This window comes from Alcaligenes parafaecalis (genome assembly GCF_026344135.1).
GTDB classification, from domain to species: domain Bacteria; phylum Pseudomonadota; class Gammaproteobacteria; order Burkholderiales; family Burkholderiaceae_B; genus Alcaligenes; species Alcaligenes parafaecalis.
The window spans coordinates 12,718-38,287 of record NZ_JAPKNA010000009.1 but is presented as its reverse complement, the minus strand read 5'-3'; the positions used below and the strand labels follow the sequence as shown (position 1 = coordinate 38,287).

The 25,570-nt window shown below is 57.4% G+C and carries 27 protein-coding genes; 11 read left to right on the top strand and 16 right to left on the bottom strand.

Annotated features, from left to right (window positions below; genetic code table 11):
* Both OSH09_RS18140 and OSH09_RS18135 read right to left on the bottom strand, forming a co-directional pair.
* Positions 1–450: RrF2 family transcriptional regulator (locus OSH09_RS18140; protein WP_207873297.1), on the bottom strand; the 450-nt coding region annotated here is incomplete at its 3' end.
* Positions 451–452: 2 nt separating this feature from the next.
* Positions 453–857, bottom strand: coding sequence for a group III truncated hemoglobin (locus tag OSH09_RS18135; protein ID WP_207873298.1), 405 nt, complete (start codon positions 855–857; stop codon positions 453–455).
* Positions 858–1,201: 344 nt separating this feature from the next.
* Between OSH09_RS18135 and OSH09_RS18130 the strand changes: the two genes are divergently transcribed.
* Together OSH09_RS18130 and OSH09_RS18125 are read left to right on the top strand one after the other, a co-directional pair.
* On the top strand, positions 1,202–2,221 hold the full coding sequence (locus OSH09_RS18130; protein ID WP_222667705.1) for a glycosyltransferase family 2 protein: 1,020 nt from the start codon (positions 1,202–1,204) through the stop codon (positions 2,219–2,221).
* A 126-nt stretch (positions 2,222–2,347) separates the two neighbouring features.
* The gene (locus tag OSH09_RS18125) at positions 2,348–4,018 is read left to right on the top strand and encodes an ArnT family glycosyltransferase (RefSeq protein ID WP_266121782.1); all 1,671 of its coding nucleotides are present in this window, start codon (positions 2,348–2,350) and stop codon (positions 4,016–4,018) included.
* On the opposite strand, the gene OSH09_RS18120 is transcribed toward OSH09_RS18125, so the two are convergent.
* On the bottom strand, positions 3,957–4,334 hold the full coding sequence (locus tag OSH09_RS18120; protein WP_207873300.1) for a GtrA family protein: 378 nt from the start codon (positions 4,332–4,334) through the stop codon (positions 3,957–3,959). The two genes, OSH09_RS18125 and OSH09_RS18120, sit on opposite strands and share 62 nt — an antisense overlap.
* Before the next feature lie 66 nt (positions 4,335–4,400).
* Here OSH09_RS18120 and OSH09_RS18115 point away from each other — a divergent pair, with 66 nt between their 5' ends.
* Positions 4,401–5,159, top strand: coding sequence for a ChbG/HpnK family deacetylase (locus OSH09_RS18115; RefSeq protein ID WP_266121781.1), 759 nt, complete (start codon positions 4,401–4,403; stop codon positions 5,157–5,159).
* 9 nt (positions 5,160–5,168) lie between these two features.
* On the opposite strand, the gene OSH09_RS18110 is transcribed toward OSH09_RS18115, so the two are convergent.
* The gene (locus OSH09_RS18110) at positions 5,169–5,765 is read right to left on the bottom strand and encodes a GNAT family N-acetyltransferase (protein WP_266121780.1); all 597 of its coding nucleotides are present in this window, start codon (positions 5,763–5,765) and stop codon (positions 5,169–5,171) included.
* 50 nt (positions 5,766–5,815) lie between these two features.
* Here OSH09_RS18110 and OSH09_RS18105 point away from each other — a divergent pair, with 50 nt between their 5' ends.
* Together OSH09_RS18105 and OSH09_RS18100 are read left to right on the top strand one after the other, a co-directional pair.
* Positions 5,816–6,157, top strand: a complete 342-nt coding sequence (locus tag OSH09_RS18105; protein WP_207873303.1) for a TIGR01244 family sulfur transferase — start codon at positions 5,816–5,818, stop codon at positions 6,155–6,157.
* A gap of 87 nt (positions 6,158–6,244) precedes the next feature.
* A complete protein-coding gene (locus OSH09_RS18100) occupies positions 6,245–6,706 on the top strand; it encodes a universal stress protein (RefSeq protein ID WP_207873304.1) in 462 nt (153 codons plus the stop codon).
* A gap of 63 nt (positions 6,707–6,769) precedes the next feature.
* Here the strand turns inward: OSH09_RS18100 and OSH09_RS18095 are convergent, their stop codons facing one another.
* The 5 genes from OSH09_RS18095 to OSH09_RS18075 are packed head-to-tail and all read right to left on the bottom strand — an operon-like array spanning position 6,770 to position 12,922.
* The gene (locus OSH09_RS18095; RefSeq protein ID WP_222667701.1) at positions 6,770–7,021 is read right to left on the bottom strand and encodes a formate dehydrogenase subunit delta; all 252 of its coding nucleotides are present in this window, start codon (positions 7,019–7,021) and stop codon (positions 6,770–6,772) included.
* Positions 7,018–7,884: a formate dehydrogenase accessory sulfurtransferase FdhD gene (gene fdhD, locus OSH09_RS18090; RefSeq protein WP_266121779.1), complete on the bottom strand. Its 867-nt coding sequence runs from the start codon at positions 7,882–7,884 to the stop codon at positions 7,018–7,020. The genes OSH09_RS18095 and fdhD overlap by 4 nt, the downstream gene beginning before the upstream one ends.
* Before the next feature lie 31 nt (positions 7,885–7,915).
* The gene (gene fdhF, locus OSH09_RS18085; protein ID WP_207873306.1) at positions 7,916–10,837 is read right to left on the bottom strand and encodes a formate dehydrogenase subunit alpha; all 2,922 of its coding nucleotides are present in this window, start codon (positions 10,835–10,837) and stop codon (positions 7,916–7,918) included.
* 13 nt (positions 10,838–10,850) lie between these two features.
* Positions 10,851–12,419, bottom strand: coding sequence for a formate dehydrogenase beta subunit (locus OSH09_RS18080; protein WP_266121778.1), 1,569 nt, complete (start codon positions 12,417–12,419; stop codon positions 10,851–10,853).
* Positions 12,416–12,922, bottom strand: coding sequence for a formate dehydrogenase subunit gamma (locus OSH09_RS18075; protein WP_222667698.1), 507 nt, complete (start codon positions 12,920–12,922; stop codon positions 12,416–12,418). The genes OSH09_RS18080 and OSH09_RS18075 overlap by 4 nt, the downstream gene beginning before the upstream one ends.
* Before the next feature lie 201 nt (positions 12,923–13,123).
* On the opposite strand from OSH09_RS18075, the gene OSH09_RS18070 reads away from it, so the two are divergent.
* The 3 genes from OSH09_RS18070 (at position 13,124) to mobA (ending at position 16,157) form a co-directional block, all read left to right on the top strand.
* Positions 13,124–14,230 carry a substrate-binding domain-containing protein gene (locus OSH09_RS18070; RefSeq protein ID WP_207873309.1) on the top strand — a complete coding sequence of 369 codons (1,107 nt, stop codon included), beginning with the start codon at positions 13,124–13,126 and terminating at the stop codon, positions 14,228–14,230.
* A 74-nt stretch (positions 14,231–14,304) separates the two neighbouring features.
* On the top strand, positions 14,305–15,549 hold the full coding sequence (gene moaA, locus OSH09_RS18065) for a GTP 3',8-cyclase MoaA (RefSeq protein ID WP_266121777.1): 1,245 nt from the start codon (positions 14,305–14,307) through the stop codon (positions 15,547–15,549).
* A complete protein-coding gene (gene mobA / locus OSH09_RS18060) occupies positions 15,546–16,157 on the top strand; it encodes a molybdenum cofactor guanylyltransferase MobA (protein WP_207873310.1) in 612 nt (203 codons plus the stop codon). The genes moaA and mobA overlap by 4 nt, the downstream gene beginning before the upstream one ends.
* A gap of 170 nt (positions 16,158–16,327) precedes the next feature.
* Here the strand turns inward: mobA and OSH09_RS18055 are convergent, their stop codons facing one another.
* The 7 genes from OSH09_RS18055 to OSH09_RS18025 all read right to left on the bottom strand — a co-directional run bounded on the left by OSH09_RS18055 (position 16,328) and on the right by OSH09_RS18025 (position 22,101).
* Positions 16,328–17,533, bottom strand: a complete 1,206-nt coding sequence (locus OSH09_RS18055) for a molybdopterin molybdotransferase MoeA (protein WP_266121776.1) — start codon at positions 17,531–17,533, stop codon at positions 16,328–16,330.
* Between the two features lie 101 nt (positions 17,534–17,634).
* On the bottom strand, positions 17,635–18,165 hold the full coding sequence (moaB, locus tag OSH09_RS18050; protein ID WP_266121775.1) for a molybdenum cofactor biosynthesis protein B: 531 nt from the start codon (positions 18,163–18,165) through the stop codon (positions 17,635–17,637).
* Entirely contained in the window at positions 18,158–18,637 is a 480-nt protein-coding gene (locus OSH09_RS18045) for a molybdenum cofactor biosynthesis protein MoaE (protein ID WP_222667694.1), read from the bottom strand. Before OSH09_RS18045 ends, moaB begins: the two co-directional genes overlap by 8 nt.
* Before the next feature lies 1 nt (position 18,638).
* Positions 18,639–18,896, bottom strand: a complete 258-nt coding sequence (moaD, locus tag OSH09_RS18040; RefSeq protein ID WP_207873314.1) for a molybdopterin converting factor subunit 1 — start codon at positions 18,894–18,896, stop codon at positions 18,639–18,641.
* Between the two features lie 19 nt (positions 18,897–18,915).
* Complete coding sequence (moaC, locus tag OSH09_RS18035; RefSeq protein WP_207873315.1) at positions 18,916–19,419, bottom strand: cyclic pyranopterin monophosphate synthase MoaC; 504 nt, start codon at positions 19,417–19,419, stop codon at positions 18,916–18,918.
* Positions 19,420–19,499: 80 nt separating this feature from the next.
* Entirely contained in the window at positions 19,500–20,138 is a 639-nt protein-coding gene (locus OSH09_RS18030; RefSeq protein WP_207873316.1) for a response regulator transcription factor, read from the bottom strand.
* Complete coding sequence (locus OSH09_RS18025) at positions 20,131–22,101, bottom strand: PAS domain S-box protein (protein WP_266121774.1); 1,971 nt, start codon at positions 22,099–22,101, stop codon at positions 20,131–20,133. Before OSH09_RS18025 ends, OSH09_RS18030 begins: the two co-directional genes overlap by 8 nt.
* Positions 22,102–22,216: 115 nt before the next feature.
* On the opposite strand from OSH09_RS18025, the gene OSH09_RS18020 reads away from it, so the two are divergent.
* The 3 genes from OSH09_RS18020 to OSH09_RS18010 all read left to right on the top strand — a co-directional run bounded on the left by OSH09_RS18020 (position 22,217) and on the right by OSH09_RS18010 (position 25,276).
* The gene (locus tag OSH09_RS18020; RefSeq protein ID WP_207873318.1) at positions 22,217–23,200 is read left to right on the top strand and encodes a TRAP transporter substrate-binding protein; all 984 of its coding nucleotides are present in this window, start codon (positions 22,217–22,219) and stop codon (positions 23,198–23,200) included.
* 118 nt (positions 23,201–23,318) lie between these two features.
* Positions 23,319–23,954, top strand: coding sequence for a TRAP transporter small permease (locus OSH09_RS18015; protein ID WP_207873319.1), 636 nt, complete (start codon positions 23,319–23,321; stop codon positions 23,952–23,954).
* Positions 23,951–25,276, top strand: coding sequence for a TRAP transporter large permease (locus OSH09_RS18010; protein WP_207873320.1), 1,326 nt, complete (start codon positions 23,951–23,953; stop codon positions 25,274–25,276). Before OSH09_RS18015 ends, OSH09_RS18010 begins: the two co-directional genes overlap by 4 nt.
* Positions 25,277–25,570 lie beyond the last annotated feature (294 nt).

The window sequence follows — 25,570 nt, the reverse complement described above, 5'->3', positions numbered from 1 at the left end:
GGCCGAATGCATGGACTTGGTGGGCCAGGCAATCGTCTGTTCCGGGCTGCTGCCTGGAACAATAATATCCTGCAGGGTGTAGTTGTCCAGATAGCTTAGAAACTGAACCAGAGCCTGTTTGAGAATATTGCTCAGATTACAACGTCCGCTCAGGATGCAGTGGGTGCCGCTGCCCAAGCACTCCACCACGGCCAGATCGGTTTCGGTATAACGCACCAGTTCGCCCAGATTGATTTCTTCAGGGGCGCGAGCCAGCCGCATGCCGCCGTTTTTCCCCCGTTGCGTCTGAATCCACCCGCCTTTGGCGAGCAGGTGGGTGACTTTCATCAGGTGGGCTTGGGAAATCTGGTGGTACTGGGCAATTTCCGCGATGGTACAGAGCCTGTCTTCGTTCTGGCCCAGGTACATCAATTGACGCAGGGCGTAGTCGGTCAGATTAGTCAGGCGCATGATTAAGGCAGTTGCAGCTCGCTGGCCACTTTGGTGGGGTTGTGCTGGAACTGGTAACCAAACCAGAAGCTGCGGGCGATACGCTGGGCGTATTCCAGCGCCAGCTCGGCCATTGCCTGGTTCTCGCGTTCCTGACAGGTTTCCTTGAACAGACGCAGCCATTGTTCAAAGTGGCTGGCCTGGATGTGGCTAAGCGACAAGTGCTTGGCCATCGGGTTGCCGTTAAAGCCGTCTGTCTTGAGCAGCAGGGAGGACCAGAATTCCTCCATCACGCCCAGGTGCGTATCCCAATCCTTGATGCGCTCGGAGAAAATGGGGCCAAGGACTTCATCCATGCGGATGCGATCATAAAAGTCCCAAACCAGATCATGAATTTCCTGGCGGGTACACAAAGCATTGAGAGCCATAATATTTTGAATTTAAAGATATATATTTTATCTATCTTATTGGCCTGGCTCTTTGGGGTCAAGCCGGAAAGAAAATGGCTGAAAAACTTGCGGCTTTTACGTCTGATTTCACGCAGATTCAACGCGCGCCTTCCTACACTGGCTGCGAGTTTCAGAGTATCGATGTTGCGTGTTCAAGTAGGTGGCCCGTCTTGCGGCGTGCAAAGGTCGCAACGGTGGTCCAAGGCGTTCTTTATGAAAGATAAATATCACGGAAGGTAAATTGCACTAGGCGGTCTGGCGGGCTACGATTACTTTTTGTTGGCTGGATCCTGATTTTGTTACAGCATGGTGCTCAAGAAATAATGATTACAAAAAGACAGGCCCAAACGCTTTCCTGCGTCATCCCTGGTTTGAATGAAGCAGAAAACCTGCCCGCTTTGTTGCCGGTCCTGGTGGCAAAGCTGCGCGAACTGGTCCAGGATTTTGAAATCATTTTCGTTGACGATGGCAGCACTGACGCGACGCCGTTGGTTGTTGAGCAATTGCGTCAAACCTATCCTCAATTGGTCTATCTGCAGTTGTCGCGCAACTTTGGTAAAGAAGCGGCGTTGACAGCAGGGCTGGAGGCCAGTCGCGGGCAGGTGGTGGTGTGTATGGATGCGGATTTGCAGCATCCTCCTGCCTTGATTGAAGCCATGCTGGAGCGTTGGTCTACAGGCCTGGAAATGGTCTATGCCGTGCGGGAAACCCGCGACGACGAGACCTGGATGAAGCGGGTAGGCACCAGCTTGTTCTACAAGTTGATGCGCACCTCCAATGGCCTGCGGGTACCCCGGGATGCGGGCGATTTTCGTTTGATGGATCGCTGCGTTGTGGATGCCTTGCTGGCTTTGCCCGAGCGCAGCCGTTTCATGAAGGGGCTGTTTGCCTGGGTGGGCTTTCCTTCCGAGCCTATTTACTATTCACCTGCCGAGCGCCTGCATGGTGTCAGCCGCTTCAAACCCGCCAAGCTGTTGCGCTTTGCGGTAGACGGTTTGACTGCATTTACGACCTGGCCGCTGCGTTTGCTCAGTCTGGCTGGCGCTGTGTTGGCCATGCTGTCTTTCAGCTACGGCTTGTTCATCATCTTCAAGCATTTGATCTATGGGGATGCGGTCCGGGGATGGGCGACCCTGATTACGGTTGTTCTGTTCTTTGCGGGCGTGAACATGCTGTCGCTGGGGGTGGTAGGCGAGTACGTTGCCAGCATCTTTGCCGAGGTTAAAAACCGGCCTTTGTATCTGGTGCATCGTCGCCGGGGGCAAGGTTTGGCTCAGAGCGCTACATTGGCCTCAGACCAAGAGCAGAGTGCGACGTCTGGTCCTGCCCAGCAGCAGGATTGAAAGCAAATCCCGCCGTTTAATTGGCAGTTTGCTCTTAGTTGTAATTGAACGCTACATCGATACTCTGAATCGTTTTTTGACAGCCACGCGGGTGGCTGCCTAACCCTATTGGTTTGGCTTTGAACGATGAGTATCGAGAATTCCTATTCCCCTTCTGTAGCCACCTTGCCGCTGGGACAGCAGCGAGGCCCGGTCTATTGGCTGCGACGCTCTGTGCAGGGTCTGGGCACGCTTTCCAGTGTGTCGGTGGGCCTGTTGGCGTTGATGTGGTTTGCGCTGACCTTGGGGGCCTACCCCTTGTTGATCCCGGATGAAGGGCGCTACGTTGGTGTGGCTTTGTCCATGCTGGAGTCGGGCGATTATCTGGTGCCGCGCCTGGACGGCCTGCCGTTTTTTCATAAACCTCCTCTGCATTACTGGCTGAGTGCGCTAAGCCTGAAAGTGCTGGGTGTGAATTTTGTCGGTGCCCGTTTGGTGCCTGCCCTGATGGCGGCCTTGCTGCTGGCCGGGATGCATTCATTTCTGAAGCGTCACGCCAGCCAGCAACATGCGGGCTGGACGGCTCTGATTCTGATCAGCAGCCCTTTGCTTTTCGGCGCCTCTCATTACGCCAATCTGGATATGACGGTAGCGGCCTTGATCAGTAGCTGTGTGTTGCTGGGCGGGCACGCTGCCTTGCAGATGGAGCAGGGGCGTCCGTACCGTTTGGCCTTGATGGGTCTGTATGCCACAGCAGGCTTGGCTTTCCTGGCCAAGGGCTTGATCGGGATTTTGATACCCGGTGGCATTCTGGTGTTCTGGTTGCTGGGCCGTGCCCAGTGGCGCATTTTGCTGCGTATGTTCTCTGTCACCGGCTTGGGGGTTTTGCTGTTGGTGGCCACTCCCTGGATGTGGGCCATGCAGGCGCGCTATCCCGGTTTTTTTGATTACTACATTGTTTATCAGCACTTTCAGCGTTTTCTGGAAACGGGCTTCAATAATCCCCAGCCTTTCTGGTTCTACTTTGCCCTGATGCCTGTCGCCACCTTGAGCTGGACACCTTTCTTGTTCCGGCGTGTGCGTGGAGTGGCTAGTGCCCCTGATGGCTTGGGTGCCGTGCGTGGCCTGATGCTATCTGCTCTGTTGACCGTGCTTGTGTTCTTTTCTATCCCCACGTCCAAGCTGGTGGGCTATGTGTTGCCTGCTATTGGCCCTTGGGCCTTCTTTCTGGCGGATGTCGTGTTACGTCAAAGTCAGCGCGAAGGTGAGCCCGCAGTGGGACGCCGTGCCATCTGGAGCCTGGCTATCGGCGTGTTGTTATGTCTGGCTGCTGTGGTGACGATGGTGCTTCGCCCTCAGGTGAATAGCCGTGAGCTGGGCCGGGTTCTGGCGGCAGAATATCAGCCCGGTGATCGTGTCGTGTTTCTGAATAACTACCGCTACGATCTTGGTTTTTACGTTCCCGGTTTGCAGAGTATCAGCGTCATGGGACGTTGGGATGACCCTGACATCATGCGTACCGACAGTTGGCGTAAAGAGCTGCTGGAAGCGGCTCGTTTCGAGCCGCAGCGTGGGGCTTTGACCTTGATTGATCGGGAGACCTTACGCAAGCAGCTTTGCCAGGACAGCAAGGCGGTTTTCTGGTTGATCGGCGGGCCCGATGCGGTACGTCAAAGTCAGGTGCTGAATCATGCTCAGCGCCTGTACGAAGATCAGCGCATTGCGCTGTGGCGCTTTGATCAGGACGATCACGAGCTTATGTGCGGCGGAACGCCCAAAGCCGCCCAGCCACAAAGGTCAGTACTGCGAGACCAATAAGAATCAGGCCTAGCAGCAGGTCGTAGCGCAGGCCGGAGTGATTCAGTAAAAACGCATAGCTGGCTTCGTTGACCGCGAAGCCAGCGGCTGACACCAGAAAAAAACGTGACAGTGCAGGCAGAAAACGGGCATTCTGAGATCGGAACGTCAGCCAGTAATGGCCACCAAAGGACACCAGAAACGCAATCAGCCAGCCAAAAAGATTGGCCAGCAGCGGAGACAGGCTGAGCGTTTGCACCAGGGCGATTACAATGCCCCAGTGCGTGAAGGCGGCCAGGGTGCCGACCAGAATGAACAGAATGATTTGACGAGACATAAAGAGAAAGCGGAGCGAGCAGTGGCCAAAGACAGGCAAATCAGTATATGCGCGGATGATTTTGGCATGGCCCCTGCCGTGGACGAGGCCATTCTGAAATTGGCCCAGGCCCGACGCCTGACAGGAACGTCCTGTTTAGTGGATGGGGACAGCTTTGAACAAAATGCACCGGCACTGCGCCAGAGCACGCTGCAAAAAGGTTTGCACCTGAATTTTACCGAGTTTGCCTCGCAAGCGGGCGTCTATGCCATGCCGCTCAAGCAGGTGATTCTTCGTAGCCTGCTGCATCGCCTGGATAGTGACAGAGTTAAGGACAGCGTGGCTCGTCAGCTCGATCGTTTTGAGGACGTCATGGGGCAGGGCCCGGACTATATCGATGGGCATCAGCACGTGCATCAACTGCCCATGATTCGCGAGGCCTTGCTGGCGGAAATGGAATGCCGTTATGCCGCTTCCATGCCCTGGCTGCGCTATACGGGTGCTCAGCGTCTGGCAGCGGGCTTTGCGTTTAAAGACAGATTCAAGGCGCAGATTATTGCTGCCTTGGGTTCCAGGGATTTGCTGCGTCAGGCCAGGGCCAGGGGCGTGACCTTGAATAGCAGCTTTACCGGTGTCTACGACTTCCAGGGCGGCAAGGAACGCTATAGCGCCTTGGTACAGGCCTGGCTGGCCGTGATGCAGCACGGTGACAGCATGATGTGCCATCCTTCCTTGAGCAGCGTGCAGGACGATCCTGTGGGTATACAGCGTCTGGCGGAGTATGAGGTGTTGGCAGGCAATGACATGCAGCACTGGCTGGATCAATACAGCCTGCGCATTGCCTGAGAGAGACGCTTAGGCCGATTGGGCAGGCTGGCTGTGGCTGCCTTCGCCCAGACTGCGCTGCATGACGACCACATCAATCCACTGCTGGAATTTATAGCCCACGGCTGGCTGGGTGCCCACATGGGCAAAGCCCAGCGAACGGTGCAGGGCAATGGAGCCTCGGCTGTCATGGCCGGAGATGATAGCCACCATTTGCCGCCACGGACCTTTTTCACATTCCAGCAGTAATTGCTCCAGCAATGCTTTGCCCAGGCCTTTGCCAATCAGACCCTGAGCCAGATAGACGGAATCTTCCACGGTGAAGCGATAGGCGGGACGGGAGCGATACGTGCCTGCGTAGGCATAGCCCACGATTTGCCCGTCCAGTTCCGCGACCAGCCAGGGCAGATTCTGTTCGCGCACTTGTGCATAGCGCGCACGCATCTCCTGTTCGTCCGGCGGGCTTTGTTCAAAGGTCGCCGTACTGTGCAGCACGTGATAGGCATAGATGTTTTGCACCGCTGTCATATCGTCCACGGTGGCGTGACGGATCAGCAAGGCACTGGCGTGATTGCCTTGTGGCAGGGACGCAGAGAAAGGGGCTTGCGTACTCTCGGGGGGGAACATACTATTTTTCCTTTGAACAGATTTAGTTTATCCCGATTCCAGGAGTTTCTATGCCCTTCCCACACCAGTTTTTGACCGAGCAATTGGCCGTCGCCCCTCAGTTATCGGGAGAGGATATGCAAGCCGTGGCCGATGCCGGTTTTAAAAGCGTCATTATCAACCGGCCCGATATGGAAGGTGGCCCCGACCAGCCTTTGTCCGCCGACGTAATGCAAGCAGCCCAGGCGGCCGGTTTGCAGGTAGAGTATCAGCCAGTAGTGGGTAGCGCTATTACTTCTGCTGATGTTGCCCGTTTTGGCCAATTACTTGAAGCCTTGCCAGGCCCGACTCTGGCTTACTGCCGCACGGGCACTCGTTGTGCCGTATTATTCCGTGCATTGAACGAATCCTGACCTGGCTCAAGGTTCAGGTCTGTACTAGCTTGTCCTGTGCCGGTATGCAGCGGTAAGCTATCTGTCTCCATTCAAAGGGGTTATGCCATGTTCAAGAAAATTCTGATTCCAACTGACGGTTCCGAGCTCTCCTCCCAAGCAGCCAACAAAGGCGTGACCTTTGCCCGCCAAATTGGTGCCGAGGTTCTGGCTTTGCACGTGACGCAGCCATTTGCTGCCACAGTTGGCTTTGATGGTATGGCGGCTGCCTACGCCATCACCGACGAGGACTACGACAAGACCGCCAAAGAACAGTCGCAGAAATACCTGCAACAGATTCTGGACCGTGCCGAGACCGCTGGCGTCAAGGCAACCGGTAAATCCGTATCGAACTTCAACGTAGCCGACGGTGTGGTTCAGGTAGCCGAGCAAGAAGGCTGCGACCTGATTTTTATCGGTAGTCATGGCCGCAGCGGTCTGTCCCGCTTGTTGCTGGGTAGCGTGACCATCAAGGTGCTGAATATGGCCAAGAACACCGTGCTGGTGTACCGCGTTAAAGAACACGATTAATCGTTGTTCAGCCCAAAGAAAAAACCCGCCTAGGCGGGTTTTTTTTTGTGTCTGCGCTGTGTCTTACTGGCTGCGTGGTTCCAGTTGCTGCTTGTGGGCGACGACTGCCTGCAAAACAATGGGCAAGAGCTCGCCATCAGCGCTTTTGCCGTTGGGGTTTTCTGCAACGAAATCCAGCAGGGAACGGCGCATGCGCGGGTCCCAGAATTTCTGGATATGTTCCGCAATCTCGCGCAGGCCTTGTTCCCGATTGCTCAGGATTTCAAAGAACTGGCCGATCTGGTTGGCCATAGGAATCAAAGGAACAATATTCATGGTGATGTGGCCGAGCGGGACTCGGCAGAATTCAGGTAGTGGGGATGGCTGTACAGCGTGAAGCTGCGGTCACGGGCAAAGGCAGCCAGCATGACACCCAGTTCATCGGCAATCTGCACGGCATAGGCGGTGGGGGCGGAGACGGCCACCACAAAGTTGATGCCCATGGCAGCGGCCTTCTGGACCATCTCGAAGCTGGCACGGCTGGAGATCAGCACCATGCCAGAGCGTGGATCAATATCGTTGCGCAACATGTGGCCCAGCAGCTTGTCCAGCGCGTTGTGGCGGCCTACATCTTCGCGCACGGCCAGGATGTCGCCTTGCAGATTGCACCAGGCGGCGGCATGGGTAGCCCCCGTCAGTCGATGCAAGGGCTGGCTGGAGCGCAAGGCATCCAGCGCCTGGAAGATGGCGGCGGCATCGGGACTGTGCTCGGGAGCATCCAGACGAGGGAGCTGTCGGCGTACCTCGTCCAGGCTTTCCAGACCACATAAACCGCAGCCTGTGCGACCGGCCAACTGGCGGCGACGGGCTTTGAGCTGATGCTGGCAGGCACTGGCAATTTCGATTTGCAGCAGGCTGCCGCGCTCGCCTTCCAGCACATCCACGCCGCGTATATCGTCAGCCGTACGGATGATGCCCTCGGTCATGGAGAATCCGTAAGCCAGATCCTCCAGATCGCTGGGGCTGCACAACAAGGCGCTATGGCTGATGCCGTTGAATTCCAGGGCAACTGCCTGCTCGCGCGCCAGCGCATCCTGATCCTCTTGGGGCAGGTTCTCAGCTTGTGCTTCAGCTTGGGTACGCGCCTGCCGCCATACGGTGGCAGGGGCGCTGGCATCACGAAAATCTGCCTGGCTCACGCGGCAACTCCTTAAGGCCTGTTTAGACGCATCATACTTTCGCGACGGCCTCGTCAGGCTCATGCTGGTGGCTGTGATCCGCATGGGCCAAATCTTCGGCCGATAGGGTCTCGCCTTGCAAGAGACGCTGCTGAATATCGTGGAAACGGTTCCAGCGATTTTGCCAGGCCGACTCGGACGTGACGCGCTGAATCTGTACCGCTGTCACCTTGTACTCGGGGCAGTTGGTTGCCCAGTCCGAGTTATTGGTGGTGACCACGTTGGCACCCGACTCGGGAAAGTGGAAAGTAGTATAGACCACCCCTGGCTGCACTCGTTCGGTCACCGTCGCACGCAAGGCGGTCTCGCCTGCACGACTCTTGACCGAGACTTTGTCGCCACTGCGAATGCCACGATCTTCGGCATCCACCGGGTGAATTTCCAGCAAGTCTTCCGCATGCCAGGCCACGTTGTCGGTACGGCGGGTTTGTGCACCCACGTTGTATTGCGACAGGATGCGGCCAGTCGTCAGCAACAAGGGGAACTTGCGGCTGCTGCGTTCCTCGGTGGGCACGTATTGGGTCAGCATGAAGCGGCCCTTGCCACGCACGAACTCGTCGATGTGCATGGTGGGGGTGCCTTCAGGGGCTTGCTCGTTACAAGGCCATTGCACGCTGCCACCCAGTTCCTGGATGCGATCGTAGGACACGCCGGTAAAGGTTGGTGTCAGGCGGGCAATCTCGTCCATGATCTGGCCGGGATGCTCGTAGCTCATGGGGTAGCCCAGAGCACGGGCCAGGGCGCAGGTGACTTCCCAGTCAGCCATGCCAGCTTTGGGCTCCATCACTTTGCGTACGCGCGAAATGCGGCGCTCGGCGTTGGTGAAGGTGCCGTCTTTTTCCAGGAAGGAGGAACCGGGCAGGAACACATGGGCGTACTTGGCGGTTTCGTTCAGGAACAGGTCCTGCACCACCACACACTCCATGGCGGCCATGGCGGCGGCCACGTGCTGGGTGTTCGGGTCGGACTGAACAATGTCTTCGCCCTGGCAGTACAGGCCCTTGAAGCTGCCACTCAAGGCAGCGTCAAACATATTGGGAATGCGCAGGCCGGGTTCGGATTGCAGAGGCACGCCCCAGGCTTGTTCAAACAGCGAACGAACTTGATTGTCCGAGACGTGACGGTAGCCAGGGAACTCGTGCGGGAAGGAGCCCATATCGCAGGAGCCTTGCACGTTGTTCTGACCACGCAGCGGGTTCACACCCACGCCTTCGCGGCCCACGTTGCCAGTGGCCATGGCCAGGTTGGCAATGGCCATCACGGTGGTGGAGCCCTGGCTGTGTTCTGTCACGCCCAGACCGTAGTAAATCGAGCCGTTGCCGCCGGTGGCGTACAGACGGGCTGCGCCACGGATGTCGTCGGCGGATACACCGCAGATCTCGGCCATGGTTTCTGGCGAGTTCTGGGGCTGGCTGACAAAGCTGCGCCATTCATTGAAGGCAGCGGTATCGCAGCGCTCGGCCACATAGGTTTCGTTCACCAGATTTTCGGTGACGATAACGTGGGCCATGGCGGTCAGCATGGCGGTGTTGGTGCCTGGACGCAGGGGCAGGTGGTAGTCGGCCTGGATGTGCGGCGAGCTGACCAGTTCGGTCTGGCGCGGGTCGATCACGATCAGGCGAGCACCTTGGCGCAGGCGGCGTTTCAGGCGCGATGCAAACACGGGGTGGGCGGCGCTGGGGTTGGCACCCATCACGATCACCACATCGGTGTGCATCACCGAGTCAAAGGTTTGCGTACCGGCGGACTCACCCAGGGTCATCTTCAGGCCGTAGCCGGTAGGGGAGTGACACACGCGGGCGCAGGTGTCCACGTTGTTGGTGCCAAAGGCGGCGCGAACCAGCTTTTGCACCAGATAGGTTTCTTCGTTGGTGCAACGCGAGGAGGTAATACCGCCTACGGCGTCACGACCGTGTTGGTCCTGAATGCGACGGAACTCGGAGGCGGCGTAGTTGATGGCCTCGTCCCATGACACTTCCTGCCAAGGGTCCGTAATGCTCTTGCGGATCATGGGGCTCAGGATACGGTCCTGGTGAGTGGCGTAACCCCAGGCAAAACGGCCTTTCACGCAGGCGTGGCCACGGTTGGCCTTGCCGTCTTTCCAGGGTGTCATGCGAATGACTTTGTCGCCTTTCATCTCGGCCTTGAAGCCACAACCCACACCGCAGTAAGCGCAGGTGGTGATGACAGCGTGTTCGGGCTGACCCAGATCGATGACGGATTTTTCCATCAGGGAAGAGGTCGGGCAGGCCTGGACACAAGCACCACAGGACACGCAATCGCTGCCCAGGAAGCCATCGTTCTGACCGGCGGTAACACGCGATTCAAAACCGCGCTTGTCGATAGTCAGTGCAAAAGTGCCTTGAACTTCCTCACAGGCACGTACGCAGCGATTGCAGACAATGCACTTGCTGGAGTCGTAGGCAAAATAAGGGTTGGAATCGTCGGTGGTGTCGTCCAGGTGGTTGGCACCATCAAAGCCATAACGCACGCTGCGCAGGCCCACGACACCGGCCATGTCTTGCAGTTCGCAATTGCCGTTGGCAGGACAGGTCAGGCAGTCCAGCGGGTGATCGGAGATGTACAACTCCATCACGTTGCGGCGCAGCTTGTGCAGGGTGTCGTTTTCGGTTTGGACAACCATGCCTTCTTCCACCAGGGTGGTGCAGGAAGCAGGGTGGCCGCGACGGCCTTCAATGTCTACCAGGCACAGGCGGCAGGAGCCAAACGCTTCCAGCGAATCGGTGGCGCACAGCTTGGGAATATTGATGCCGGCCAAGGCGGCCGCGTGCATCACGGAAGTGCCAACGGGCACTTCAATCAATTTGCCATCAATGGTCAGGTTGACCATCTCGGTCTGGGTCGAGGCTGGGGTGCCCAGGTCACGTTCGCGTACGGCGACTGTTTCTTTCATGGTGATCTCCGTCTTAGACCTTGGCCAGGTCCTGCTCGGTTTGCGGGGCCAGTCCAAAATCCTGGGGGAAGTGTTCCAGCGCGGACAGGACGGGATAAGGGGTCATGCCGCCCAAGGCGCACAAGGACCCGGAGAACATGGTGTCGCACAGGTCGCGCAGCAGCTCGACATGGTTGTCCATATCTTCGCGGCGACGGATCTTCTGAATGGTCTCCACGCCACGCGTAGAGCCAATGCGACAGGGGGTACATTTGCCACAGGATTCAATGGCACAGAACTCCATGGCGTATTGCGCCATGTGAGCCATGTCCACCGTATCGTCAAAGGCCACCAGACCACCGTGGCCGACCATGGCATTGATCTTCATGTAGGCTTCATAGTCCAGCGGGACATCCCACTGGTGCTCGGGCAGATAGGCACCCAATGGGCCACCTACTTGCACCGCACGCAAGGGACGACCGCTGGCGCTGCCGCCACCGTAGTCGTACAGCAATTCGCGCAGGGTGACGCCAAAGGCTTTTTCCACCAGGCCACCGTTTTGCAGATTGCCGGTCAACTGGAACGCCAGGGTGCCACGCGAACGGCCCATGCCGTAGTTCTGGTAGTAAGCACCGCCTTTGGCCAGAATGACAGGCACGGAGGCCAGCGACACCACGTTATTGATCACGGTGGGCAGGCCAAACAAACCCTTGATGGCGGGCAGAGGCGGCTTCACACGCACCACGCCACGCTTGCCTTCCAGGCTGTCGAGCAGGGCGGTTTCTTCGCCACAGATATAGGCACCGGCTGCCTTGCGTACTTCCAGATCGAAGTCGCAGCCGCTGCCCTGAATGTTCTTGCCCAGCCAGCCTGCTGCGCGCGCCGCCACAATGGCTTCGTTCAGCGCTTGCACGGCAAGCGGATATTCGGAGCGTACGTAGATGTAGCCATAGGTCGCACCGACGGCCAGACCGGCAATCGCCATGCCTTCAACCAGACACAGGGGATCGCCTTCCATCAGCATGCGATCAGAAAACGTGCCTGAGTCGCCTTCGTCGGCATTACAGACAATGTATTTCTGTGGAGCCGGTGTGTTCAGTACCGTGTTCCATTTGATGCCGGTCGGGAAAGCCGCACCACCACGACCACGCAGGCCGGAGTCAGTGACTTCTTTCACAATCGCGGCTGGCTCCATGGCCAGCGCTTTGCTCAAACCTTCAAAGCCGCCACAGGCCTGGTAGTCGGCCACGCTGATTGGATCAATAATCCCCACACGGGCAAAAGTCAGGCGTTCCTGGTTCTTCAGGTAGGGGATGGCGTCCGTCAGGCCATGACTCAACTTATGTGCACCGCCTTGCAGGAAACCGGCGTCAAACAGACCGGGCAAATCTTCGGTCTGGATAGGGCCGTAAGCCACACGGCCTTCTGCCGTCTGGACTTCGACCATGGGCTCCAGCCACAGCAAACCGCGCGAGCCATTGCGCACAATCTGTACATCCAGACCACGCTCTTTAGCCTGCGCTGCCAGTTGCTGGGCAACTTGATGGGCGCCCATTGCAACGGCCGCGGTATCGCGCGGAACATAAACGGTAATCGTGCTCATGACTGGGCCTCCTGGCTGCTTAGCAGGGCGTCCAGTTTTTCCGGGGTGACGCGTGCATGGGGTACGCCATCGAGCATGACGGCGGGGGACTGGGCACAGAGGCCCAGGCAGTAGACCGGCTCCAGGGTGTACTGGCCGTCATCACTGTTTTCATGGAAGTCGCAGTTCAGGCGGCGACGGGCATGAGCCGTCAGCTCCAGCCCGCCCCGCGCCTGACAGGCTTCAGCCCGGCAGATTTCCAGGGTATGAGTCGCGTGGGGCTGGGTACGGAAGTGGGCGTAAAAGGAAATAACGCCATGGATTTCCGCCCGGGACAGGGCTAGCTGTTCGGCCAGCACCGGCACCACGGACTCGGGAATACAGGCGAGCCGGTCCTGGATAGTGTGCAAAATAGGCAACAGGTTACCTTTTTGGCCGGCATGTTCCTGCACGGCTTGCAAGGTGACCTCTTCAGGAGTCAGACCGGACAGGTCCTGCTCCTGGGCATGAGGGATTGTGTGCATGTCCTGTGTGCGCGGTGCCCGGGTTGGGAGCCTGCGCCTCCATGTTTTTTTATGCACGGCTGTGCATATTATTTGACTATGTTTTCTCCCGTAATCTAACGACTTAAGTCCATAACTTCAATAAGCAATATTTCGCATATATAATGTTTGGTACATGCAGTGCAAAACATAAATACGAAAACACACTGGTCTTAAAAACACATGACCAAACAGAAATTCAAAGCCCGGCTGCGCTCTGAATGGATTCTGGAAAATGCCGACGGCGTGGAGCTTCCCATGGGGGATGTCCTGCGTCTGTTGGGTGCCATCGAGCGACTTGGGCACCTGGCGGGAGCCAGCAAAGAATGCCAGTTTTCCTACCGACACGCTTGGGGCTTGTTACGTAATGCCGAAAAACAGTTTGATGCGGCTTTGCTGGAAACCTCGCGGCGCAAAGGCACCAAGCTGACCGAGTTTGCCCAACGCTTATTGTGGGCCAACCGGCGTCTGGATGCGCGTTTGACGCCGACCCTGGAAAGCATGGCTTCCGAGCTGGAAGAGGAACTGGGCCGCTTGTACGCCCAGCCCCTGGATCGTTTGCGCTTTCAGGCCAGCCACGGGTTTGCGATTGAAGGCCTGATGCGCTTTGCCAACGAGCACGAAGGCTTGCCGCTGGAACTGCGTTATCGCACGGCCATTGAAGCGCTGGCTTCGCTGGAGCGCGGGGACTGCGATCTGGCAGGCTTTCAGGTTCCGGTGGGCGAGTTCGAGGTGGCTGCCATGCGTCGTTATGGACAGTGGTTGTCGCCGTCGCGTCACAGGCTGATTTTCCTGTCTACCCGTAGAACCGGCCTGTTTGTGGAGAAGGGCAACCCCAAGAACATCACGGGCATGGCGGATTTGTTGCGGCCGGATGTGCGCTTTGTGAACCGGCAAATGGGTTCCAGTACCCGTTTTCTGGCTACTTTGCTGTTGGGCCAGTTAGGGGTAAACACGAATGCGGTGTTGGGCTTTGAAACAACAGAATTGACGCATATGGCGGTGGCAGCTCATGTGGCCAGTGGCATGGCCGATACTGGGCTGGGTGTGGAAACAGCGGCCAGCCGATGCGGGCTGGAGTTCATTCCCCTGGCTCAGGAGCGTTATTTCATTGCGGTCGAGCAAGAAGCGCTGGATAAGGCTCCTATGCAGCAACTGATGAACGTGATTGGCGGTTCCGCGTATAGTCAATTCATGGAAGATCTGGTGGGTTACGACCCACGGGGATTGGGTCAGATCATGACCTTGGAGCAGGCCTTCGGGCAGGCTGCCGATCTGCTCTGGCGTTAGTCCCCTTAGCTTGACGAAAACACACATACACCATGAGACGGGGCCAACCCTGTCCTTGAACGAAAGAGAACACCATGAGCGATGATCATGGGCCAAAACGTGAACCGCTGTCTGTAGACGAGGTTCAGGCCAGGCCATATCAAGAAGCGGCTTCCCCAGGCTCCGAGGCTTTATCTGCGGGGCGGACTGACGCGGCGCCTGCTGGATCGGGGCTTGTACCGTCAGGCATTGAACAGGGGATTCAAACGAGTGCTGCTGAACCTGCGCGCCGTCCAACGGTGCGCATTGCTGCTGTGTCCGGGCAACCCTTGGACAAACGCCATCGTCCGTTTCGTGACCTGCGTATTTCCCTGACCGACAAATGCAATTTCCGCTGTACCTACTGTATGCCGCGGGAAGTGTTTGGCACGGACTACGAGTTCCTGCCTCATTCTTCCCTGCTCAGTTTTGAAGAGATTGAGCGCGTGGCACGGCAAGCGGTTGCCCTGGGCGTGCGCAAGCTGCGCCTGACGGGCGGCGAGCCGCTCTTGCGTCGCAATATCGAAGTGCTGATTGCCATGTTGGCCAAGCTGCGCACACCGGAAGGTAATCCGGTGGAGCTGACCTTGACGACCAATGGCACCTTGTTGGGCCGCAAAGCCCAGGCTTTGAAAGACGCGGGCCTGCATCGCGTCACCGTCAGTCTGGATGCTTTGGATGATGCCCGCTTTACTCAACTGAGCGATAGCGGCGTTTCTGTCTCCACCGTGCTGGACGGCATTGCCAAAGCTCAAGCCGTGGGTTTGAGCCCGGTGAAGGTCAATATGGTGGTGCGCAAAGGTCTGAACGACGATCAGATTTTGCCTATGGTGGAGCACTTCAAAGGCTCGGGCCAGATACTGCGTTTTATTGAGTACATGGATGTAGGCACCAGCAATGGCTGGAATCTGCAGGAAGTGCTTAGCGGCGCAGACATTGTGGAACGCATTCAGTCGCGTTTTGAGCTGGAGCCGGTGGCCGCTCAATATAAAGGTGAAGTTGCCAGCCGCTGGCGTTTCAAGGACGGTACAGGCGAAGTGGGCGTGATTACCAGTGTGACCCAGCCCTTCTGTGGGGACTGTTCACGCATGCGTCTTTCCCCGGAGGGACGCCTGTTTCTGTGCCTGTTTGCTTCTCAAGGTTATGATGTGCGGGCGCAATTGCGCTCGGATGCTTCCGACGAACGGTTAGCCGCCTATATGCATGGCGTCTGGACAGGTCGGCAGGACCGATATTCCGAGATTCGGGGCGAGCAGACCACGAGTCGTGAGCGTATAGAAATGAGTTACATCGGCGGATGATAAGCACACAGGACATCAGCGGTATTGTGTTGGCAGGCGGTCGGGCCCGGCGTTTTGACTTGTCGGGTCAGATCGATAAAGGTTTGCTGCTCTTGCAAGGCCAGCCTCTGGTTCAGCACTTGGTGCGTCGCCTGCGCCCACAGGTGGGCCCTATGTTGATCAGTGCGAACCGTAACCCTGAACAGTATGTCCATTGGGGCCGTGTGGTCCCCGACGCACTGGAACTGGAAGGCTATCTGGGCCCCTTGGCCGGTCTGGCCAGTGTGCTGGATCAGATCTCTACCCCGTGGGCCTTGTCCTGTCCCGTGGACTTGCCCTTTGTACCCGTGGACTTGGGCAAGCGCTTGATCAAGGCGGTAGAAGAGCAGGGCGCTGTCGCTGCCTATGCGCAAGCTGAACGCAGCCATCCCCTATGCCTGCTGCTGCGTACCGACCAGGCTGCTAGCCTGAAAGAGTATCTGCTGAGCGGCGAACGCCGTGTCATGACGTGGCTGGAAAGCATAGGCGCGGTGGAAGTGGATTTTCGCAATGCCCCTGAACGTGCTTTCTTCAATATCAATACCCCTCAGGATCTGGACCAGGCGCAAAGCTGGCAAGTTAGTTCCTGATCGGTGGTTTGATAAGAAACTCAGATTTGAGGGGCTGAACTGATTGGTTCTAACCATGTGTCTGCATGGTTTTTATCTTTCCTTCCAGTCACGGATAGCACATTAAAAAACCGCCCTGATCAGGGCGGTTTTTTTTATGGCCAAGTTAAAGCCTGGATGACTGTCCGAGCTTATGCCTGCCACTGGCTGTATTCATACAGACGCACCACATCGCCGGGGGCGACATGGGAGTCGGCAGGGATGCGGGCCAGTGCCTGTGCCCAAGGCAGGGAGCTGATCACGCCCGAGCCCTGATTATCGAATGGGCGCGCCAGCAGGCGGCCTTGCTCGTCGTTATCCACTTGTACTCGGATGAACTCTTCGCGGTCACCTTCAAAGTGGCGCTCGCCTTGCAGAATGCCGTAGCGAATCGTGGGCAGTACTTGATTGCGACCTTGCAGACGACGAATCAGCGGCGACACCATCAAGGAAAACACGGCGTAAGAAGACACCGGATTGCCGGGCAGGCAGACCAGGGGCTTGTTGTCTATGTACGCCAGTGCCAGCGGTTTGCCGGGCTTCATGCGCACTTTCCACAGATCTAGCTGACCGCCTATACCTTCGATGGCAGGCTTCACGAAGTCTTTTTCACCTACCGAGACACCGCCTACCGTCAGCACCAGATCGCAGCGTTGCAGCAGTTCTTTCAGGGCGTCCTGAATGGCTTCCAGTGTGTCTTTGGCATGAACAGCATGGACGGTTTCAACCCCTAGAGCTTGAAGCTGTGCACGCAGCATGGGGGCGTTGGAGTTGTAGATCTGGCCGGTTTTCAGAGGCAGACCGGCGGGTGTCAGCTCGTCACCTGTGGTCAGGATGCCCACCGTCAGGCGAGGGTAGACCTGCAACTGGGCGTGGCCCTGTGCGGCCAGTTGGGCAATATGGGCCGCCGTCAGTTTGGTGCCTGTGGTAATCAGTACTTCACCAATACGCATGTCTTCACCACGACGGCGGATGTTCACGCCTGCCACGGGCATTTCCAGAATGCGCACGCCTTGTTCGTCTTCCTGGCAGTTCTCCTGAATGACTACGGTATCGGCACCGGGCGGTAACATGCTGCCGGTAAAGATGCGGATCGCCATGTTTTCTTTCAGCGTCTCAGGAATATCACCGGCATAGCAGCGCTGCTGAATAGGCAGAACCTTGCCATCGACGATGTCGGCCAGGCGCAAGGCATAGCCATCCATAGCGCTGTTGTCGGCAGGCGGCATGTCCAGTTGAGCTTGAATATCCTGGGCCAGAATGCGTCCCAAGGCCTGCGACAAATCGCAGGTTTCGGTTTGGGTGGGAACTTGTCCTGCCTGGGCCAGCCGTTGCTGTGCTACGTCAAATTCGATCATAGGATGGATAAATTCGATAAAACAATTCGTGGCTCAGGAGATGAGGTCACGGTGTAAAAGGGGGCGTTCCGAGGTCCTTGCCGCTTTGCCTTGTGCAGGCATCAGGGTTTGGGTGGCTCCAGATACTCGGAGGCAAAATTGCAAGGGCGATGACGGCTGTCCAACTGCTCTTTCAGGATTTTTTCCCAGGCTAGTTTGCAAGCGCCGCCCGAGCCGGGAATGCAAAATAGCAAGGTTCGGTTGGCGGTCCCGGCTAGCGCATCGGACTGCAGCGCCGAGGAGCCGATGTCCTGATAGGACAGGTAGCGAAACTGTTCGCCAAAGCCGGTAATGATCTGATCGAGCAAAGGTGTCACCGCCGCAATCGTGGACTTTTTATGGCTGAAGCCCGTACCGCCATTGCAGATGATGGCGTTGATTTCCGGGTCCAGAATCCATTGGCTGAGCAGGGCACGGATCGCGTAGATATTGTCCTTGCTGATGGCACGCTGGACGCAGTAATGGCCGCTGTCGGTCAGGCTGTCTGCCAGGTAGTCGCCGGATGTGTCTTCATCTGGGCCACGGCGGTCTGAAATGGTCAGGACGGCCACATTCAATCGGGCAGCGGGTAAATCGCTCTTGGCTTTAGACATGCTTGTTGGTGTCCGCAGAAGTATTCCAGGCATCGGTTTTCTGGGCATCGCTATCGCGCTGCTGCACCCAGAAACGCTTGCCGTCGGCCAAGGTTTCGCGCTTCCAGAAAGGGGCGCGGGTTTTCAGCACATCCATGATGAATTCGCAGGCGCGAAAAGCGTCGCCACGGTGGGCGCTGGTGACGCCGACATAGACGATTTGTTCGGTCAGGTGCAGCTCGCCCACGCGGTGCACGACCAGCGTATCCAGAATGGGCCAGCGTTGGCGGGCCTGGTCGCAAACGGCTTCGATCTCGCGTTCGCACATGCCGGGATAGTGTTCCAGGAACAGGGATTCGGTGGCGGTGCCATCGGCCTGATCGCGCACATAGCCGGTAAAGGTCACCATGGCACCGGCCTTGCCGCCTGCCGTGGTGCGCAGCTCGGCGTTCAGGGCGGCAACATCAAAGTCTTCGGTCTGGATGCGAATCATCTCAACCTCCGGTGACGGGCTCGAACACAGCCACTTCATCGCCAGGGCGGACAGGGTCGGTGGGCTTGGCGTGAAACTGGTTGACCGCCACATGCAGGCGGCCTGCCATATCGCTCAAATTCGGGTGGCGCTGCAGCAGGGCCTCCGTCCATTGCTGGACAGTGCTTTCTTGTGGCCATTCCCAGTTTTCCTGGCGCTGGCCTGTGCGTTCGGCCACTTGGGCGAAGTACAGGACGCGCAATGTCAAAGGGCTTGTCATGATATCTCCGTGAAAGGGCTTAGACCGAGGCTGTCCAGGTGCCGCTTTTACCGCCGGTTTTCTCCAGCAGGCGGGTCTGTTCGATCACAATGCCTTTGTCGGCGGCTTTGCACATATCGTAAATAGTCAGGGCGGCAATGGAGCAGGCTGTCATGGCTTCCATCTCGACACCGGTGGTGTAGCGGGTGCGGCAGGTGGCCAGCACGGCAATGGTGCCTGCGGCAGCATCGCTTTCAAAATCAATGCCGACAAAATCCAGTGGCAGGCTGTGGCACATGGGAATCAGCTCGGCGCAGCGTTTGGCGGCCAGAACACCCGCCACACGGGCGGTGTTGAGCACTTCGCCCTTGGCGTTGTGCTGGGCCGATAGCAATTGGTAGGCAGCCGGGCTCAGGCGCACCACGGCGCGGGCAGTGGCAGAACGGGATGTCGCCGATTTGTGGCTGACATCAACCATCTGAACTTTGCCATCTTCATCCAGATGGGAAAGGTGCAAATCGGTGTTTTCGGTAGTGGTGCTCATTATCGCTCCGGGGACCGGGCCTTGGGCGCGGTTCTAATAGTTTATGGCTGCATTATATACACCCGTCCCGGTGCCTTTGCCTAAGGCCCCGGCGGGCTGCGGTCTTCCCGCAGGCGGGCCGGGTCCAGCATGCGTGCCAGTTCGATCAGGGTGCGGGACTGCATTTTTTCCAGTGCCCGCGCACGATGAACTTCGACCGTGCGCATGGTAATGCTCAGGTCCTGGGCAATCTGTTTGTTCAGCCGCCCCTCCAGGGCCAGAGCCAGCACTTCCCGTTCACGTTGGGACAGTGTTTCCAGCCGCTCTTCCAGGGCCTGCTCATTGGCGCGTTCGGCCTGACTGGCCTCGTAAGTGCGCAGCACGTCCAGAACGCGGTCCACCAGATCATTATCGTTAAAGGGCTTTTCGATGAAGTCTGCAGCGCCTTGTTTCAGGGCCGTTACGGCCAGGGGCAGGTCACCGTGGCCAGTCAGAAAAATGACGGGCAGGCAGGATTGGCGCTCGCGTAACTGTTCAAACACTTCCAGGCCGGACAGGCCGTCCATGCGGATGTCCAGCAAGATGCAGCCCTGACTGTCGGGCCCCAGTGCATTCAGAAAGGCCTCGCCGCTGTCCCACAGCTCGGTATTGACCTGTCGGGTGGCAAAGAGCCAGGACAGGGCATCTCGGATGGCGGGGTCGTCGTCCACGATGTGGACCAAAGGTGCGCGCTTAGTCATGTTCGATCAAGGGTAGGGAAAACAGGAAAGTGGCACCGTGGGGAACCCCGTTTTCAAACCAGAGTTTGCCATGGTGCAGCTCCACAATAGAGCGGCAAATATTCAAGCCTATGCCCAGGCCCTGGGCTTTGGTGGTGGTAAAAGCCTGGAATACTTCGCCCATGATCGTGGCGGCCACGCCAGGGCCCTGGTCAGCCACCATCACTAATACCACGCCATTGCTGGCCTGCATGCTGACTTCCAGGATACGGCGTTCGGCCTCCAGGCCAGACATAGCTTCGGCCGCATTACGCAGCAAATTGAAGATCAGTTGCTCCAGCAAGACCTTGTCGCCCATGACGGGCAGATCCTCGGGGTGGGCTGGAGTCACCAATTGGATTTGATGATGGCGCAATCCGGCCTTGGCCATGGCGAGTGCCCCTTGCAAGGCATCGGGCAGATTCAGCGGGCTAAGCTGAGGGTCCCGTTTGCGAACAAAGTCGTGAATTCGGTGAATGATCTGTCCGGCCCGGCGGGTTTGCTCGGCCAGACTTTCCAGCCCGCGACGTAGTTGTTTGGGGTCCAGCGGCTCGTTGCTCAAGAGGTTCAAAGAGCCTGCCGCATAGCTGGCAATGGCGGATAGTGGCTGGTTCAGTTCGTGGGCCAAAGTGGATGCCATCTCGCCCATGGTGACCAGCTTGGCCGTGTGGTGCAACTGTTCGGATTGCGAACTGGCCAGGGCTTCGGCCTGCTTGCGGGAACTGATGTCGATGATGGAGCTGATCCAGCCCACATGCTGCTTTTGAGCGTCAATCAGTGGCGACTCAAACACCTGCACATCAACACGGGAGCCGTCCGGCCGTTGAAACAGGGTGTCAAAGACCTGTACGGCGCGGGAGGATTTCAGTCGATCCCGGCGCTCCAGTGTTTCATCCATCATTTCCGGCACCCACCAGGGCATGGGTGGGGCCAGTCCAATAATCTCTTCGCTGCGGCGGCCCACCAGCTCGCAAAAAGCCGGGTTCACGTACAGCACTTTGCCATCCAGATCGCGGGCACGCATGCCGGTGACCATGGAGTTCTCAATGGCGCTGCGAAAGGCTTGCTCTTGCATCAGGGCCAGTTCGGCATCGCGCCGCTTGCGGGCGTAGTGATGCTGCATAGCCAGGTTCACCACGGCCAGCAAAGCCAGACCGGCAATCACGGTGAGCAGCAGGGTAAAGGTGGGGATGTTTTTTTGCGGGTAGGGCGTCATCAACAGACGCACGCCATGCAAGGGTGGGTCTACTGACATGGCGTAGCGTAGTTCGCTCTCGCCCGGTTCGCCTTTGGAGCGCATGGCGAGTGTCTGGTCGCCTTGATCGATCAGGGAGACATGATATTGCTCGGCAATCCACCAGGGCACGTTTTCCATCAGGATGGTGGCCAGGGAAAAAGTGGCGCGCAAGGTGCCGACAATATCGTTTTCTTCGTAAATGGGAACGACCAGATCCAGCACACTTTCCTGATGCTCATTGGAGAAGTACGCGGGTAACCAGGTGGAGGTACGCGGTGTGCTGACGTGGGCAGCAATTCGGGTGTCGGCACCGGGTGGGCGCACCAGCAAGGTTGTGCCAAAGCGATCCTGCACGGCGACTTTCAGCAGATCCGGGTGAATGGTCTTGAAATGCTGTAGCTGCGTGAGCGCTGTTTGGGTACTGATGGGATCGGAGTTGACTTCAATTTCGCTGGCAATGCGGCTTAAATTATTTTCATGCGAGCGTAACTGGAAGGATAAGGACTGTTCCACCCACAAGGCATTGCGGATCAGTTCGTTGGACTGTTCGTCATCCCGTTCCTTATTGACGGCCCAGGCAAACACCCCCATCAAGAGCACAATAATCAGGATGGCCAGGATAGGCACATAGGTGCTGATCGGGTGGGCGGCCAGGGTGCGCGAGGCAGCCTGGCGTATGAATCCGGACGGACGGGCAAGACGCATCATGACAAATGGTTTCGGATTTCCACAATAGATAATTTGGGGCTGCTTTTTTAAGCTACACGCTTTCACGCAAATCAATCAATAAAACGTGTCGGCTCTTAACCGACCGGAGGCAAACATGAAAAAGACCCTTGTGGCCAGCTTGCTGGCGTCCGTATTCCTGTCCGCGCCTGTTCTGGCTAACCCCATGATCATCAAGTTCAGCCACGTTGTATCGCCAGATACACCCAAGGGCAAGGGCGCTGTGCGCTTTAAAGAACTGGCCGAAAAGTACACCGAGGGCAAGGTGGTTGTCGAGGTCTACCCGAACTCGCAACTGTACAAGGACAAGGAAGAACTGGAAGCCCTGCAACTGGGCGCGGTTCACATGCTGGCTCCTTCGCTGGCCAAGTTTGGTCCTTTGGGCGTGCGCGAATTTGAAGTGTTCGACCTGCCTTTCATCTTCAACGATCGCACCGATCTGCGTAAGGTCACCGAAGGTCCTGTGGGCCGCATGTTGCTGGACAAGCTGGAGCCCAAGGGCATCAAGGGTCTGTCCTACTGGGATAACGGCTTCAAGGTCATGAGTGCCAACAGTCCCCTGAAAAGCGTGGACGACTTCCTGGGTCTGAAGATGCGAATCCAGTCCTCCAAGGTTCTGGAAGCCCAGTTCAAGGCACTGGACGCGGTGCCTCAGGTGATGGCGTTCTCCGAGGTGTACCAGGCGCTGCAAACCGGCGTTGTGGATGGCACCGAGAACCCGCCGTCCAATATGTACACCCAGAAAATGCACGAAGTGCAAAAGCACGCCACCGTGTCCAACCACGGTTACCTGGGCTACGCCGTGATCGTGAACAAGAAGTTCTGGGAAGGTCTGCCTGACGATATTCGCCAAGGCATGGAAAAAGCCATGGACGAAGCCACGGTTTACGCCAACGACATTGCCGAGCAAGAGAACAACGATTCCATGAAAGCCATGGAAGAGTCCGGCAAGACCCAGTTCTATCAGCTTAGCGATGCCGAGCGTGAAGAATGGGTCAAGCAGTTGCGTCCCGTTCACAAGGAAATGGCCTCTCGTATCGGTCAGGACGTGATCGACGCGTTCTACAAAGCAACCGAATAACGCCTGCTGCATCTGATTGTCTTGTACAGGTCTGACTCAGACCTGTTCTCTTTTCTTCCCGCTACATGCTTGTGTCTGCCCGGCCCCCGGGCGGGCAGACTGTAGTCTGGAGCTACCCATGTTTTTACGATTTCTGGACCGCTTTGAGGAAATGCTGATCTCATTTCTGATGGTGGCCGCCGTAGTGATTATTTTTGTAGCGGTCTGCCAGCGCTACTCGGTCAGTCTCTTGGCTGATCTGGTGTCCTGGTCGCGGGCTCAGGGTTACGAGTCCGTCACTGCCATGGCTCGTTCTACCTATCGAAGCGTTGCGGGCATCAACTTGCTCTGGGCACAGGAGCTGTGCATTTACCTGTTTGTCTGGATGGCCAAGTTTGGTGCCGCTTACGGCGTGCGCGTTGGCATCCACGTGGGTGTGGACGTGCTGGTGAACTCCGTGGGCCCACGCTGGCGTCATCTGCTGATCGTGATCTCCCTGTTCGCGGGTGCCTTGTTCACGGCCATTGTTGCCTGGATTGGCGGTCGCTTTGTATACGGCATCGCCCAGACCGCCCAAGTGTCGGCTGACCTGGAAGTGCCGGTATGGATCGTGTATCTGGCGGTGCCTGCGGGCTCCTTGCTGATGTGCTTCCGCTTCCTGCAAGCCTTGATGAATTTTATTCAGACTGGTCATTTGCCCCATCACGAGCCTGCGGCTGATCTGATCGCTGAAACAGAGCGCGGTGTGTCTGAATCCGAAGGAGCGCGCGCATGACCGCCCTGATTATTTTTGCCTTGCTGGCTATCCTGTTGCTGACAGGGATGCCCGTATCGATTGCCCTGGGTCTGACGGTGATGGGTTTCCTGTTCACCATGACCGAAGTGCCGATGGACAGTATTGCGCTCAAGCTGTTCACCGGGATTGAGAAGTTCGAGATCATGGCGATTCCGTTCTTCATTCTGGCCGGTAGTTTCCTGACGCATGGTGGGGTTGCGCAGCGCATGATTCGCTTTGCCGCTTCCATGGTCGGCCACTTGCCTGGCGGCATGGGTCTGGCGGCGGTGCTGGCTTGCGCTCTGTTTGCGTCCATTAGTGGTTCTTCGCCTGCTACCGTGGCGGCCATTGGTTCCATCATGATTCCGGCCATGGTCAAACAAGGTTACCCCGTGCAGTTCGGGACCGGCATTGTGGCTACCTCCGGCGGTTTGGGCATCTTGCTGCCACCGTCGATTGTGATGGTGATGTATGCCGTGGCCACCAGCGGCATGATGGTTGAAGGTCCTGATGGTGCCAAAGTGGGTACCGCCTCGATCGGGCAGTTGTTTATTGCTGGTGTGGTTCCAGGTCTGATTCTGGCCTTCTTCCTGGGCGCCACCACTATGTACCGTGCCTGGAAGCTGGACTACCCCCGTATGCCGCGTGCTTCTTACAAAGAGCGCTGGCGTGCCTTCATGGACTCCATCTGGGGCCTGATGCTGATCGTTATCGTGATGGGTGGTATCTACTCCGGTATTTTCACACCTACCGAAGCAGCAGCCATCAGTGCGGTCTACGCCTTTGTGATTGCGGTCTGGGTCTACAAGGATGTGAAGCTGCGCGAGGTCAAACGCATTGTGCTGGAATCGGCAGCCATGAGTGCCATGCTGCTGTACATCATCACCAACGCAGTCATGTTCGCCTTCATTCTGACTTCCGAGCAGATTCCCCAGGCGATTGCGGAATGGATTGTGTCGCAAGGCATGGGCCTGATTGCCTTCCTGCTGTTCGTGAACGTCCTGCTACTGGTGATCGGCATGGTGATGGAGCCTTCGGGCCTGATCCTGATCATGGCACCGATCCTGTTCCCCGTTGCCATGAAACTGGGTATGGATCCGGTTCACTTTGGCATCATGCTGGTGGTGAATATGGAGATTGGCCTGGCGACACCGCCGGTGGGGCTGAACTTGTATGTGGCGTCCAGCATATCGAAGTTGGGCCTGACCGAAGTCACCAAATCCACGGTGCCGTGGTTGCTGACCGGTTTGGCCTTCCTCTTGCTAATTACCTTTGTACCTGAAGTTACGCTTTGGCTGCCCCGCATGATGGGATGGCTGTAGTAGTCCTGAACGCTATCCGTGGTCAGGGCAGGGTGAGCCCATGATGTGGCAGTACGGCTTGATGCAATCTGCGCAAGACGTGAATCACCTTGAAGGCCGGGCGACAAGCCCGGCCTTTTTTGTGGGTGATCGGTTTGGGTACTGGCAGGTTTTTTTGCTGTATGTGCTGTGTTTTTCTGAGTGCCGGAACTGGCTGATTCCATAGCCCACTACAGGTTGCTGCCTACGTGTGCTTGTCGGATTGCCCTTTAGCGCCGAATGGTTTTTTCCTGGCTGTGTAGGCAAGTGAAACGT

Coding starts and splice junctions, on each gene's coding strand:
- OSH09_RS18135 (WP_207873298.1), bottom strand. CDS start 857: ATGGCTCTCAATGCTTTGTGTACCCGCCAGGAAATTCATGATCTGGTT.
- OSH09_RS18045 (WP_222667694.1), bottom strand. CDS start 18,637: ATGATTCGCATCCAGACCGAAGACTTTGATGTTGCCGCCCTGAACGCC.
- moaB (WP_266121775.1), bottom strand. CDS start 18,165: ATGTCTAAAGCCAAGAGCGATTTACCCGCTGCCCGATTGAATGTGGCC.
- OSH09_RS18075 (WP_222667698.1), bottom strand. CDS start 12,922: ATGCACACAATCCCTCATGCCCAGGAGCAGGACCTGTCCGGTCTGACT.
- OSH09_RS18055 (WP_266121776.1), bottom strand. CDS start 17,533: ATGATCGAATTTGACGTAGCACAGCAACGGCTGGCCCAGGCAGGACAA.
- OSH09_RS18105 (WP_207873303.1), top strand. CDS start 5,816: ATGCCCTTCCCACACCAGTTTTTGACCGAGCAATTGGCCGTCGCCCCT.
- OSH09_RS18110 (WP_266121780.1), bottom strand. CDS start 5,765: ATGTTCCCCCCCGAGAGTACGCAAGCCCCTTTCTCTGCGTCCCTGCCA.
- fdhF (WP_207873306.1), bottom strand. CDS start 10,837: ATGAAAGAAACAGTCGCCGTACGCGAACGTGACCTGGGCACCCCAGCC.
- OSH09_RS18100 (WP_207873304.1), top strand. CDS start 6,245: ATGTTCAAGAAAATTCTGATTCCAACTGACGGTTCCGAGCTCTCCTCC.
- moaA (WP_266121777.1), top strand. CDS start 14,305: ATGAGCGATGATCATGGGCCAAAACGTGAACCGCTGTCTGTAGACGAG.
- OSH09_RS18115 (WP_266121781.1), top strand. CDS start 4,401: ATGGCCCCTGCCGTGGACGAGGCCATTCTGAAATTGGCCCAGGCCCGA.
- OSH09_RS18020 (WP_207873318.1), top strand. CDS start 22,217: ATGAAAAAGACCCTTGTGGCCAGCTTGCTGGCGTCCGTATTCCTGTCC.
- OSH09_RS18030 (WP_207873316.1), bottom strand. CDS start 20,138: ATGACTAAGCGCGCACCTTTGGTCCACATCGTGGACGACGACCCCGCC.
- OSH09_RS18025 (WP_266121774.1), bottom strand. CDS start 22,101: ATGATGCGTCTTGCCCGTCCGTCCGGATTCATACGCCAGGCTGCCTCG.
- OSH09_RS18095 (WP_222667701.1), bottom strand. CDS start 7,021: ATGAATATTGTTCCTTTGATTCCTATGGCCAACCAGATCGGCCAGTTC.
- OSH09_RS18130 (WP_222667705.1), top strand. CDS start 1,202: ATGATTACAAAAAGACAGGCCCAAACGCTTTCCTGCGTCATCCCTGGT.
- OSH09_RS18070 (WP_207873309.1), top strand. CDS start 13,124: ATGACCAAACAGAAATTCAAAGCCCGGCTGCGCTCTGAATGGATTCTG.
- OSH09_RS18125 (WP_266121782.1), top strand. CDS start 2,348: ATGAGTATCGAGAATTCCTATTCCCCTTCTGTAGCCACCTTGCCGCTG.
- OSH09_RS18120 (WP_207873300.1), bottom strand. CDS start 4,334: ATGTCTCGTCAAATCATTCTGTTCATTCTGGTCGGCACCCTGGCCGCC.
- moaC (WP_207873315.1), bottom strand. CDS start 19,419: ATGAGCACCACTACCGAAAACACCGATTTGCACCTTTCCCATCTGGAT.
- mobA (WP_207873310.1), top strand. CDS start 15,546: ATGATAAGCACACAGGACATCAGCGGTATTGTGTTGGCAGGCGGTCGG.
- moaD (WP_207873314.1), bottom strand. CDS start 18,896: ATGACAAGCCCTTTGACATTGCGCGTCCTGTACTTCGCCCAAGTGGCC.
- OSH09_RS18010 (WP_207873320.1), top strand. CDS start 23,951: ATGACCGCCCTGATTATTTTTGCCTTGCTGGCTATCCTGTTGCTGACA.
- OSH09_RS18080 (WP_266121778.1), bottom strand. CDS start 12,419: ATGAGCACGATTACCGTTTATGTTCCGCGCGATACCGCGGCCGTTGCA.
- OSH09_RS18015 (WP_207873319.1), top strand. CDS start 23,319: ATGTTTTTACGATTTCTGGACCGCTTTGAGGAAATGCTGATCTCATTT.